Raw genomic sequence first — 12067 nt, forward strand, 5'->3', positions numbered from 1 at the left:
ATCTTGGATGAGGGAGTTCCGATGAGCGGTGAATATGTGCCCAGCCCGGTGTCGCACGCGGCCGAGCAGGTCCGCACCTACGAGGAGAGCGGCGGCACCGAGGGGACGACGATGCGGGGCAAGCCGGTGGTCATCCTGACGACGACCGGGGCGCGCACGGGAGCCGTCCGTAAGACGCCGCTGATGCGCGTCACCGACGGGGAGAAGTACGCCGTCATCGCCTCGCTCGGCGGTGCGCCGTCCCATCCGGTCTGGTACCACAACGTGGTCGCCGAGCCGCGGGTGCGCCTCCAGGACGGGCCCGAGGCCGGGGAGTACCGGGCGCATCTCGCGGAGGGCATGGAGCGCGACCGGTGGTGGGCGATCGCCGTCGAGGCCTGGCCCGACTACGCCGAGTACCAGAAGAAGACCGACCGGATCATCCCGGTCTTCGTCCTCGACCCGGTCTGAGCGGCCCGGCCCGGACATGACGACGCCCGGAGCGGAGGCTCCGGGCGGTCGGCACGCGCGTGGACGGCTACTTCTTCGCGGCCTTCTTCGACGGCGTCTGCGAGAGGGTGCTGGCGGCGGCGGACTTCTCCGCCTTGGTCGCCTTGGGGTCGCCGAGCGTCCTGGCGGCCGCCGACGCGGCGGACGCGCCGGTCTGGCCCTTGCTCTTCGGCGCCTGGGAGAGCGCGCTGGCCGCGGCGGACTTCGCCGGCTTCTTCGTCTTCCCCGTCAGGGTCTTCGACGCGGCCGCGGCCGCCTTCGAACCGGTCTGGCGTTTGTTCTTCGGCATCTGCTTCAGCCTCCTTGTCGGATACGGCAGTCCCGTAACCGCGAAGAGCCCGGCCAAACAACGCCTTCTGACAGAAAACCCCCTCCGGCGGAAGTCCGCGGCCGCCGGAGGGGAAATCTCCGGCGGCCGCGGACGGTGTTCCGGGCCGCGGACGGCTGTGATGGCGCGCGCGGGGCGGAACAGTCCCTGCAGGGGGAAGAACATTGTGTCTTTTCCCTGCACACGGCGCGGATCTTTAGAAGAATTCGGCATCACTGGACGCTCTGCGTAGCCGACCCGCGCGCACATCCACCCTCGGTCATCACTCGATGACGATGAGGAGATCTCCCGCCTCCACCTGGGCCGGTCCCGGGACGACCACGCGGGCGACGGTGCCGCCGACGGGGCTGGTGATGGCGGCCTCCATCTTCATGGCCTCGATGACGGCCACCGCGTCCCCCGCCGCGACCTGGTCTCCCGCGGCGACCTTGGCCGACACCGAACCGGAGAACGGCGCTGCCACCTGGCGCTGGTCGGACGGGTCGGCGCGCTCGGCCCTGGGCGTCTCCGGGGCCACCGAGCGGTCCCGGACGGCCAGGGTGCGGATCTGCCCGTTGACGGTGCAGATGACCTGGCGGCAGCCCGCCTCGTCGATCTCGCCGACCGCCTCGAGCGAGGTCAGGACGCGGACCCCCGGCTCGAGGTCGAACGCGACCTCGACGCCCGGGCTGAGCCCGTAGAGGAAGGCCCCCGTGGGCAGCACGGACAGGTCACCGTAGGCGGCGCGGGACTCGGCGTAGGCCTTGGCGGGGCCGGGGAACAGGAGCCGGTCGAGGGTCGTGCGGACCTCCGGGCCCGCGAGGGCCTTCTCCTCGTCCTTCGTCAGCTCGGCCTTCGGCGGCGTGTAGGAGCGGCCGCGCAGGGCGTCGCCCCGGAACGGCTCCGGCCAGCCGCCGGGCGGGTCGCCGAGCTCTCCGGACAGGAAGCCCACGACGCTGTCGGGAAGGTCGAACCGGGACGGGTCGGCGGCGAACCGCTCCGGATCGGCGCCGGCCGCCACGAGGTGGAGGGCGAGGTCGCCGACGACTTTGCTGGACGGGGTGACCTTGACGAGCCTGCCGAGGATCCGGTCGGACGCCTCGTAGAGCCGCTCGATCTCCTCGAACCGGTCGCCGAGGCCGAGCGCGACGGCCTGCTGCCGCAGGTTCGACAGCTGACCGCCGGGGATCTCGTGCCGGTAGACGCGGCCGGTCGGCGCGGGGAGTCCCATCTCGAACGGGGCGTACAGGCGTCGCACGGCCTCCCAGTACGGCTCCAGCGCCAGGATCGCGTCGAGGTCGAGGCCCGTGGCCCGCTCGGTGTGGTCGGTGTGCGCGACGATCGCCTGGAGGGGCGGCTGGCTCGTCGTCCCCGACAGCGGCGAGGAGGCGCCGTCCACAGCGTCCACCCCGGCCTCGACCGCGGCGAGGTAGGTCGCGAGCTGCCCGCCGGCGGTGTCGTGGGTGTGGAGGTGGACGGGCAGGTCGAAGCGCTCGCGCAGCGCGGTGACGAGGGTGCGGGCGGCCGGGGCGCGCAGCAGGCCCGCCATGTCCTTGATGCACAGGACGTGCACGCCGGCCTCGACGAGGCTCTCGGCCAGCCGCAGGTAGTAGTCGAGGGTGTAGAGCCGCTCCCCCGGCGAGGACAGGTCGCCGGTGTAGCAGAGGGTGCCCTCGGCGATCGCGTGGGTGTGCAGGACGGCGTCGATGGCCGGGCGCATCCGCTCCACGTCGTTGAGCGAGTCGAAGATCCTGAAGATGTCGACCCCGGTCCTGGCGGCCTCCTTGACGAACGCCTGGGCGACCGCGTCGGGGTAGGGGGTGTAGCCGACGGTGTTGCGCCCGCGCAGCAGCATCTGCAGGCAGGTGTTGGGGGCCGCCTCCCGCAGCGAGGCGAGCCGGTCCCACGGGGACTCGCCGAGGAACCGCAGCGCGACGTCGTAGGTGGCGCCGCCCCAGGCCTCGATCGACAGCAGCCCCGGCAGGGCCTTCGCCACGTGCGGCGCGGCGCGCAGCAGGTCGGCGGTCCTGACCCGGGTGGCGAGCAGCGACTGGTGGGCGTCGCGGAAGGTCGTGTCGGTGACGGCGAGGGCGCTCTGCGCCCTCAGCCGCTCGGCGAACGCCCGCGGGCCGGCGGCGAGCAGCACGTCGCGGGAGCCCTCGGGGAACGGCCCTTCGGGCAGCGGCGGGAGCTTGCCCGCGGGGTCGAGCCCGGTGGGCGCCTCACCGTGGGGCCGGTTGACGGTGACGTCGGCCAGATAGGTGACGAGCCGGGTGGCGCGGTCGCCGCTGGAGCGGGCGGTGAGCAGCGCCGGGTGCTCGGCGATGTAGGCGGTGGTGACGCCGCCCGCCTGGAAGTCCGGCTCGTCGAGCAGGGCCTGGAGGAAGGGGATGTTGCTGGCGACGCCCCGGATGCGGAACTCCGCGACGGCCCGGGCGGCGCGGCGCACGGCCTCGTGGAACGTCCGGCCGCGGGTGGTGAGCTTGACCAGCAGGGAGTCGAAGTGCGGGGAGATCTCGGCGCCGGCGTAGGCCGTCCCGGTGTCGAGCCTGACCCCGGCGCCGCCGGGGGAACGGTAGGCGGAGATGCGGCCGGTCCCGGGACGGAAGTCGCGGGCGGGGTCCTCCGTGGTGATCCGGCACTGCACGGCGAACCCGGAGACCGTCACCTCCTCCTGGCGGATGCCGAGGTCTTCGAGGCTCTCGCCGCCGGCGATCCGGAGCTGGGCTTGGACGAGGTCGATGCCGGTGACCTCCTCGGTCACCGTGTGCTCGACCTGGATGCGCGGGTTCATCTCGATGAAGACGTGCTCGCCCCGCTCGTTGACGAGGAACTCGACCGTCCCGGCGTTGACGTAGCCGACCTCGCGGGCGAAGGCAACGGCGTCCGCGCAGAGCCTCTGCACGACCTGCGGGTCGAGCCCCGGGGCGGGGGCGATCTCCACGACCTTCTGGTGGCGCCGCTGCACCGAGCAGTCGCGTTCGCGCAGGTGCACGGTGGTCCCGGAGGCGTCGGCGAGGACCTGCACCTCGATGTGGCGCGGGCGGTCGACGGCCTGCTCCAGGAAGACCGTCGCGTCGCCGAAGGCGCTCTCGGCCTCGCGCCTGGCGGCGTCGACGGCGGCGGGCAGGTCCTCGCGCCGGTCCACCCGGCGCAGCCCCCGCCCTCCGCCGCCCGCGGCGGCCTTGACGAACAGCGGCAGGCCCACCTCGTCGGCGGCCTCGAGCTCGGCGCCGGGCTCGGGCGTCACCGACCGCAGCACGGGCAGCCCCGCCCTGGCCGCCGCGGCGACCGCCTCGATCTTGTTGCCCGCGAGGCTGAGGACACCGCTGGGCGGCCCCACGAAGATCAGCCCTGCCCGCTCACACGCCTCGGCCAGCTCGGGGCTCTCCGACAGGAACCCGTAGCCGGGGTAGACGGCGTCGGCGCCGACCCGCACGGCCGTCGCGACGATCTCCTCGACGTTCAGGTAGGCGCGGACGGGATGGCCCTGCTCCCCGATCGCGTAGGCCTCGTCGGCCTTCTGGCGGTGCAGGGAGAACCGGTCCTCCTCGGCGTAGACCGCGACGCTCGCGATGCCCAGCTCGTAGGCGGCCCGGCAGGCGCGCACGGCGATCTCTCCGCGGTTGGCGACCAGCAACTTGGTGATCATTCCGCCGCTCCTCGTCCTCGGGTACAGAGACGATCACACGACCTTCCCCGTGAGAACAGAATTCCACCTGGTAAATACTCAAGATCTACTCCAAAAGTGATGACTTGTGAAAATGTGCGCCGACCCGCCCCGGGGAAGATCGCGACCAGATCGCTTCATATAGTGACTAGTGGTCACTATCGGTCACGAGGGGAAAGCCATGGGCATCAGGACGGGCTCGATGAGCGGTGTCGTCGCGGTGACCGCGGTCTGCGCGCTGGCCGCCGCCTGCGGCACCGAGAGCGCGGTCGGGACGGCACGGACGGCTCCCGCCCCGGCGATCGCCTGGTCGCCCTGCGAGCTGACGCCCGCCCCCGCCTCGACCGGCACCGCGGCCCCGAGCTCACCGGCGGGACCGGCGCTGGAGTGCGGCACCCTGGCGGTGCCGCTCGACCACTCCCGGCCCGACGCCGCCAAGATCGAGCTGGCGATGGTGCGGGCCGGGGCGACCGGGAGCGACCGGCTCGGCTCCCTGGTCTTCAACTTCGGCGGCCCCGGCGGATCCGGCGTGCAGACCCTGCCCGCGCTCCTGCCCTCCTACGCGGCGCTGAACGCCCGCTACGACCTGGTCAGCTTCGACCCGCGCGGCGTCGGCTTCAGCTCACCCGTGAAGTGCCTGGACGACCGGCGGGCCGACGCCATGAACGCCCTCGACTCCTCCCCCGACACCCCGGAGGAGGCCGCCGACCTGGAGCGGGGCATGACCGAGGGCGTCCAGGCGTGCGAGAAGAACTCCGGCAGGATCCTGCCCTACGTGGGGACCGCCGACGCCGCCAGGGACCTGGACGCCATCCGGCTGGCCCTCGGCGACGCCAAGCTCAACTTCTTCGGCATCTCCTACGGCACCCAGCTCGGCGCCAACTACGCCCACCAGTTCCCCGCCGAGGTCGGCCGCACCGTCCTGGACGCCGCCGTCGACCCGAGCCTCACCGTCGAGCAGAGCAGCTACGGCCAGGCCGCCGGATTCCAGCTCGCCCTCGCCAACTACGCCGCCGACTGCGCCCGGCGCGCATGCGGCCTGGGCAAGGACGCCGACGCCGTCCTGAAGACCGTCGAGAACCTCGTCGCGGGGCTCGACGCCAGGCCGCTGCCCACCAAGGACGGCCGCCCCCTCACCCAGGGGCTCGGCGTCATCGGGGTCGTCGCCCCGCTGTACTCCGAGAGCGAGTGGCCCACCCTCACGAAAGCGCTCACCGCGGCCAAGGCCGGCGACGGCAGCGGGCTGCTGGCCCTCGCCGACGCCCAGAACGGCCGCGACGCCGACGGCCACTACTCGAACATGAACGCCGCGCTCCAGGCGATCAGCTGCGCCGACACCACCGAACGCCCGGGCGTCCAGGACGTCGAGGAGGCCCTGCCCAGATTCGAGGAGGCCTCGCCGGTCTTCGGGAAGACCATCGCGTGGGGGATGCTGAGCTGCTCGGGCTGGCCCACGGAGGGCGACGACGCCGGCCGCGCCGCCACCGCCCCGACATCGGCGACGCCCATCGTCGTCATCGGCAACATCAACGACCCCGCCACGCCCTACGCCAACGCGCCCAAGCTGACCAAGGCCCTCGGCAACGCCCGCCTGGTCACCCTGGACGGCCAGGGCCACGGCGCCTACAACACCGGGAACACCTGCGTGCAGGGCATCGTCAACGCCTACTTCAACGAGGGCACCGTTCCCGCGAACGGCGTCACCTGCAAGTAGGGCGCGCTTCCGGAAGGATCATTCCTGGACGATCACTCCCGGCACGCCTCGCCCAGGACGCCGAGCCCGAACAGGTCGAGGACCCGGTCGATCAGCGCCTCCGCCCGGGACGCGTCGAGATAGCCGTCGACGAACATCTGGGACAGGCCGTAGACCAGTGCCTGGGCGGCGACCCTGATCAGCTCGGGGTCGTCCCGCCGCAGCTCTCCGCGCTCCTGCGCGGCGACGATCAGCTCGGTGACACGGCCGGTGAAATCCCGGTGGCCCGCCTCCAGGGCGGGGGTGCGGGCGCCGCCGAAGACGGCGCCGCGCACGAGCGCGAACCGGTGCGGATGGGCGAGCGCGTAGTCGACGAACGCCGTGCCCAGGGCCTTGAACGGGAGGGCGCCCGCCGAGGTCACCGCGGCGAGCTGCCGCTCGCTGAAGTCGACCGCGACGGCCTCGGTGACCGCGGCCAGGAGCGCCGCCCGGTCGGGGAAGTGCCGGAACGGGGCCGAGGGGGCGACCCCCGCCCTGCGGGCCACCTCGCGGACGGCCACCGCCTCGGCGCCGGCCTCGTCCAGCAGCGCGACGGCATGAGTGACCAAGGTCTCCGGCAGGGATCCGTGGTGGTAGGGCCGTCCGCCCGGCCGGCTGTTCATGAAACCAGTCGTACCACACCTTGACACGTGTCCAGAGGGTTGATGTGATCGGCGATCACATCACCGTGCACACCGACCCTCCCGGGAGCGACGATGGACCTTGACGCGATGCGGCGGACCACCTCCTTCGAACACGACGGCCTGATCTTCGACGTCACCGACCAGGGCCCGCTCGACGGGGAGATCGTGGTGCTCCTGCACGGATTCCCCCAGTCGTCCTCCTGCTGGGACCGGCTGGCGCCCCTGCTGCACGCGGCGGGCTACCGCACGCTGGCCCCCGACCAGCGCGGCTACTCTCCCCGGGCGCGTCCCCGCGGCCGGTACGCCTACCGGCTGACCGCCCTCACCGGGGACGTCCTCGCGCTCATCGACGCCGCCGGGGCGGGCGGCCGCCGGGTGCATCTCGTCGGGCACGACTGGGGCGCGGCCGTCGCCTGGTCGCTGGCCGCCGCGCGGCCTGACGCGGTCGCCACCCTGACCGCGCTCTCGGTTCCGCACCCCGGCGCCTTCCTACGGGCGATCTTCACCAGCCGGCAGTTCCTGATGTCCTGGTACATGTACTTCTTCCAGCTCCCGTGGCTGCCCGAGCTGGTGCTGCGCGGGATCGTCCGGTTCGCCGGACCGCGCTTCGTGGACGGCCTGGCCTCCTACGGTCAGACGAAGGAGGCCGCCGCCAGGGACACCCGCCGCATGATGGAGCCCGGCGCCCTGACCCCCGCGATCAACTGGTACCGGGGAATGCCCTTCAACCCGCCGGGACGCCTCACCCCGGTCACCGTCCCGACCCTGTTCGTCGCGAGCGACGCCGATCCCGCCCTCGGCCGCAGGGGCGCCGAGCTCACCCGGAGATTCGTGACCGGCCCCTACACCTTCCACACCCTCGAGGGGATCGGGCACTGGATCCCGGAACAGGCCCCCGCCCAGATCGCTGAGCTCTTGCACATACATCTCGCAACGGAGCGCCCGGAGCGCATATGGTAGCTATATTCTTATTTTCGAGAATGTAGTTCTTCGAGGAGTGCGGATGCCACCTGCGCCGCGGCGCGAACCAGGCGACGGGCGGAAGACGATCGTCGAACTGGGCTGCGAGCTGGTCTACCGCGAGATCCCGGAGTACGCGGCCGTCCCGCAGGCCGAGCTGATCAGCGGGATGACCGACGCCCTCGCCTCCGCCCGCGCCGCGCTCAAGGAGGACCGTCCGGCCACCCCCCGCGAGCTGGAGGTCATGGAGCGGATCGGGGCCGAGCGGGCGCGGTCGGGGATCCCCTTCCACGCGCTGGTCCGCGCGGTGCGGTCCACCGCGGAGCTCGCCCTGGAACACGGCCAGGGACGCGTGGACGCGAGCCGGATGTGGCAGTGGGTCGTCGATGCCCTGGAGGCCGCGTCGGCGGCGCACCGGCAGGTCGAGCTCGAGATCATGCGCGAGGACCGGTACCGGCGGGCGGCGTTCCTCACCGACCTGTTCGGCGGCCGCCTCAACGGCACGAAGCTGACGATGCTGGCCTCGGAGTTCGGCGTCGACCCGGGCGAGTACTACCTGGCCTTCCGGGCCCGGATCTCCAGCACCGACGTGCGCCGCAGGTTCGAGGCGGCCGTCGAGGGGTCCGGGCTCATCGAGAGCCACCAGGGAGAGCTCGTCGGGGTGCTGGCGGGCTCGCCGCGACTGTTCGGCGACGGGCTCGTCGCGCTGGGCCAGCGGCTGCCGCTGGCGTCGGCGGCCTCCTCCTTCGCCCAGGCCTCGACCGTGCTGCGGGTGGCCACGGCGTTCGGGATGTCCGGCGTGGTGAACATCGCCGACATCCCGCTGCGGGCCGCGGTCCTGGAGAGCCCCAACCTCACCGGCCTGGTCACCGAGCGCTGCCTGGGCGCCATCCCCGCGGTGCAGCGCGACCTGTTCACCCAGACCCTCACCGCCTACCTCGGCCACGACCTGCACGTGGCCGAGGCCGCCACCGAGCTGCACGTCCACCCCAACACCCTGCGGTACCGCATCCGGCGCTTCGAGGAGCTGAGCGGCCTCCATCTCGAACGGGTCGACGACCTGGTCTCCGTCTGGTGGGCGCTGCAGTACGAGCGGATCGCGCGGCGGGACGACCTGGCCGCCCCTTGAGGCGGCGCGTCCCGGCGCTGGTCGTCACGGGCTGCCTGATCGCCGCGGCCACGGCCGTGGCCCTGCGCGGGACGGGCGGCGTGCCGCCCTCCTGCGCCGCGCTGGAGCCGGTCGCGGCCGTCCCGGACACGGGCTTCACCGAGCAGTACCTCTGGTACGGCAACGACAACGGGGACCGGCCGGGTTACCGCGGCTGGGCCCAGGGCGACGGGACCTGGTCGGTGCCGATCACCTCGGGTCCCGACCGGGGCCGGACGCTGTGGATCCACGCCGACACCTTCCTCGGAGCCGTGCGATCCCCGTCCGTGCCTCCGGGGCCCGCTCCGCCGGATCCCCTCTCCTGGCCGGCCGCGCCGCCCGATCCCGAGGCCGCGATCCTGCCCGGCCGGCCCTACTTCCACCACGAACCCGCCGGACGGATCTTCGTCCGCAACAGCGCGGTGCTCGCCGATCCCGGAACCGGACCGGCCGCACCGGGCGTCATCACCGAGACGCTCACCTCGACGCGCCCCGACGGGCGTCCGGGGTCGTGGATCGAGCACCCCGCCGAGCGCCTGCCCCCCGACGATCCGGGCTACCGCAGATGGGAGCCGATGGCGGGAACGGTCGAGGCCGCACCGGCGGGGGACGTGCTCAGGGTCCTGCTGCTGGAGAAGGCCCCCGGCGGCCCCGAGGGGACCGTCACGGCCATGGGGGTGGCGACGCTCCCCCTGTCCGGCCTGCGCGGCGTCCCGGAGGTCGTCCGCTTCCCGCCGCCCCCCGATCCCGCCGACGCCGACCCCGCGAGCCCGCCGGCCGAGCGCAGGCCCTTCTACGGCTACGACCTCCTGCCGCAGGACGGCTTCACCTATGTGTACGGCGGCCAGGCCAACCGGGGCGGCATGCCCGCCTACCTCGCCCGCGTCCCGGCCGGGCGGCTGGCCGATCCGGGCTCCTGGACCTACTTCGACGGGCGGTCCTTCACCGCCGACCAGTCCCGGGCCAGGGCGATCCTGCCGCGCACCGCGACCACCGGGGTCGGGCACGGCTACACCCTGGCGCGGGCGGGCACCGCCCGCTCCCCGGTCCTCCTGCTGTTCACGACCGACCCGGCCGTGCCCTTCGGGGCGATCTCCACCTTCACGGCCTACCGGGCCTGCGGCCCCGCCGGGCCGTGGACCCGCACGTCCTGGAACCTCAAGGCGCCCGCGCTCTGCGACCCGCGGATCAACCCCGAGGTGGACGCGCACTGCGGGGGCGGCTACATGCAGGCCTACAACCCCCACGTCCACCGGTGGGCCTCCTCCTCGGACGGCTCCCGGATCCTGCTCAGCTACGACGTCGTCCCCGGCCAGGGTCCCCGCAACTGGGAGCGGCTCGGCCTGAACCTCGACCGGTACAGGCCGAAGTTCCTCCGCATCACCCTCGGTACCGCCCCGTTGTCCGCCAGGACAAAAGAGTTAGGTCTGACGCCGATGAAAGCCGCACGGCGACCCTCCTACCCTCGGGAGATCTGTCCGGTATCTGCCCCTGTCGAGGAATCCGATGATCTACGTTGTTTCAGGAGTGCTCGGGCTCTGTCTCGCCCTCGGGACCACCACCATGGTGGTGTACCAGGCCGACAAGACCGAGGCTCCCCGCTCCGAGCTCTACAACTATGGAACCCGCTGAGCGCCCGTTGGCCGTTCTGCGTGGGGCTCGGCCTGGGCGCGTTCGCGCTCGGGCCGGCGCTCCGTCCGGGGTTCACGCTCGCCTACGACATGGTCTTCGTGCCCCGGTGGCGCTTTGACGGCGCCCTGCTCGGACTGAACGGAAGCCCGCCGCGGGCCGTGCCGAGCGATCTGCTCGCCGCCTCCCTGACCGCGATCCTGCCCGGCGCCCTGGTCCAGAAGCTCCTCCTGCTGTCGATCTTCGTGATCGCGTGCACCGGGACGGCGCGGCTCCTGCGGGATCTGCCCGCGCCCGCCCGCGCCGCCGCGATGGTCCTGTTCGCCTGGAACCCCTTCGTGGCCGAACGCCTGCTGCTCGGCCAGTGGGCCCTCCTGCTCGGCTACGCGGGGCTGCCCTGGGCCGTGGACGCCGTCCGGAACGGGGACCGCAGGCGGATCGTCCTGGCCCTCCTCCCCGCCGCCGCGGGTGGCTTCATGGCGATGATCATCACTCTGCTCGCGGTCCTGCCGTTCGGGCGCAGGCGGGGCACCGTCCTGCTCGCCTGGACCGTCCTCGGGCTGCCGTGGCTGGTCCCGGCTCTGTCCGGCGCCGGCGGGCTGCCCTCCGCGCCGGTCGGCGCCGAGGTGTTCGCCGCCCGCGCCGACACGCCCTTCGGGACGTTCGGCAGCCTGCTGTGCCTGTCGGGGACGTGGAACGCCGAGGTCGTCCCGCCGATGTACGGCTTCGCGGTGTTCGCCGTGCCCCGGCTGCTGCTCGCCCTGGTGCTGACCGTGATGGGCGCTCGGCTGTGCCCGCCGCTCGCCGTCGCCGCGGCCGCCGGCCTGGCCGTCGCGATGGCCGAGACGGCCCTGCCCGGTGCGGTCGGCTCGCTCATCCGGCTGTGGCCGGGGTTCGCCGTGCTGCGCGATTCCCAGCAGTACGTGGCGCCCCTGGCCCTGCTCCAGGCCGCGGGGCTCGGGGCGCTGGTGCGGTCGGCGCGGTTCGAGGGCGCGGCGTTGCTGGGCACGGCGGCGCCGGTCCTGCTGCTGCCCGGGATGATGCTCGGCGGGCTCGGCCGGCTGACCGCCACGACCTACCCGGACTCCTTCGGCCGGGCGCGGAAGATCATGGCCGGCGACCCGGTGCGCGGGGACGTCCTCCTGCTGCCCTGGCACGCCTACCGGACCTATCCGTGGAACGGCGGGCGGGGCTCCCTGGATCCGCTGGTCCGCCTCCTGCCGCGGACCGTCGTGTTCAACGACGCCGTCCGGGTCGGCGACCGGACCGTCCCGGCGGAGGAGCCGCGCGCCCGCGCCCTCACTCCCCTGGTGCTCTCGCCCCGGCCGCTGACGGAGCCGCTGCGGGACGCGGGCTTCCGCTATGTCGTGATCGACGCCGAGACGGGGTCGTTCGGGGACCGGTTCCCCGGGCTGTCCCCCGTGCTCGAAGAGCCCGAGCTCACGCTCTACGTGCTCGGGCCACCGCCCCTGGAAGAAGGCTGAGCCCG

General features: G+C 73.0%; 8 protein-coding genes. 5 read left to right on the forward strand and 3 right to left on the reverse strand.

Annotated features, from left to right (window positions below; genetic code table 11):
• The first annotated feature begins 21 nt into the window (after positions 1-21).
• A complete protein-coding gene (locus tag ABD785_RS01590) occupies positions 22-450 on the forward strand; it encodes a nitroreductase family deazaflavin-dependent oxidoreductase (RefSeq protein WP_344821312.1) in 429 nt (142 codons plus the stop codon).
• Between the two features lie 67 nt (positions 451-517).
• Here the strand turns inward: ABD785_RS01590 and ABD785_RS01595 are convergent, their stop codons facing one another.
• Both ABD785_RS01595 and ABD785_RS01600 read right to left on the reverse strand, forming a co-directional pair.
• Positions 518-778: a hypothetical protein gene (locus ABD785_RS01595; protein WP_344821313.1), complete on the reverse strand. Its 261-nt coding sequence runs from the start codon at positions 776-778 to the stop codon at positions 518-520.
• A 301-nt stretch (positions 779-1079) separates the two neighbouring features.
• Entirely contained in the window at positions 1080-4448 is a 3369-nt protein-coding gene (locus tag ABD785_RS01600; RefSeq protein ID WP_344821314.1) for a pyruvate carboxylase, read from the reverse strand.
• A 199-nt stretch (positions 4449-4647) separates the two neighbouring features.
• Between ABD785_RS01600 and ABD785_RS01605 the strand changes: the two genes are divergently transcribed.
• Positions 4648-6180 (forward strand): alpha/beta hydrolase, encoded by a 1533-nt coding sequence (locus tag ABD785_RS01605; RefSeq protein WP_344821315.1) that lies wholly within the window; start codon positions 4648-4650, stop codon positions 6178-6180.
• Positions 6181-6212: 32 nt separating this feature from the next.
• On the opposite strand, the gene ABD785_RS01610 is transcribed toward ABD785_RS01605, so the two are convergent.
• Positions 6213-6821, reverse strand: coding sequence for a TetR/AcrR family transcriptional regulator (locus tag ABD785_RS01610; protein ID WP_344821316.1), 609 nt, complete (start codon positions 6819-6821; stop codon positions 6213-6215).
• Between the two features lie 93 nt (positions 6822-6914).
• Here ABD785_RS01610 and ABD785_RS01615 point away from each other — a divergent pair, with 93 nt between their 5' ends.
• Genes ABD785_RS01615 through ABD785_RS01625 form a run of 3 tightly spaced genes read left to right on the forward strand, consistent with a single transcriptional unit; the run spans position 6915 to position 12062 of the window.
• On the forward strand, positions 6915-7802 hold the full coding sequence (locus ABD785_RS01615; RefSeq protein WP_344821317.1) for an alpha/beta fold hydrolase: 888 nt from the start codon (positions 6915-6917) through the stop codon (positions 7800-7802).
• Between the two features lie 43 nt (positions 7803-7845).
• On the forward strand, positions 7846-8931 hold the full coding sequence (locus tag ABD785_RS01620) for a PucR family transcriptional regulator (protein WP_344821318.1): 1086 nt from the start codon (positions 7846-7848) through the stop codon (positions 8929-8931).
• Positions 8928-12062, forward strand: coding sequence for an MmpA family trehalose lipid delivery protein (locus tag ABD785_RS01625; RefSeq protein WP_344821319.1), 3135 nt, complete (start codon positions 8928-8930; stop codon positions 12060-12062). The genes ABD785_RS01620 and ABD785_RS01625 overlap by 4 nt, the downstream gene beginning before the upstream one ends.
• The last annotated feature ends 5 nt before the right edge of the window (positions 12063-12067 follow it).

The sequence above is a fragment of the Actinocorallia longicatena genome (assembly GCF_039534125.1).
GTDB lineage: Bacteria > Actinomycetota > Actinomycetes > Streptosporangiales > Streptosporangiaceae > Actinocorallia > Actinocorallia longicatena.

Bases quoted from the DNA above. Each gene is read 5' to 3' on its own strand.
- ABD785_RS01590 (WP_344821312.1), top strand. From the start codon at position 22: ATGAGCGGTGAATATGTGCCCAGCCCGGTGTCGCACGCGGCCGAGCAG.
- ABD785_RS01595 (WP_344821313.1), bottom strand. From the start codon at position 778: ATGCCGAAGAACAAACGCCAGACCGGTTCGAAGGCGGCCGCGGCCGCG.
- ABD785_RS01600 (WP_344821314.1), bottom strand. From the start codon at position 4,448: ATGATCACCAAGTTGCTGGTCGCCAACCGCGGAGAGATCGCCGTGCGC.
- ABD785_RS01605 (WP_344821315.1), top strand. From the start codon at position 4,648: ATGGGCATCAGGACGGGCTCGATGAGCGGTGTCGTCGCGGTGACCGCG.
- ABD785_RS01610 (WP_344821316.1), bottom strand. From the start codon at position 6,821: ATGAACAGCCGGCCGGGCGGACGGCCCTACCACCACGGATCCCTGCCG.
- ABD785_RS01615 (WP_344821317.1), top strand. From the start codon at position 6,915: ATGGACCTTGACGCGATGCGGCGGACCACCTCCTTCGAACACGACGGC.
- ABD785_RS01620 (WP_344821318.1), top strand. From the start codon at position 7,846: ATGCCACCTGCGCCGCGGCGCGAACCAGGCGACGGGCGGAAGACGATC.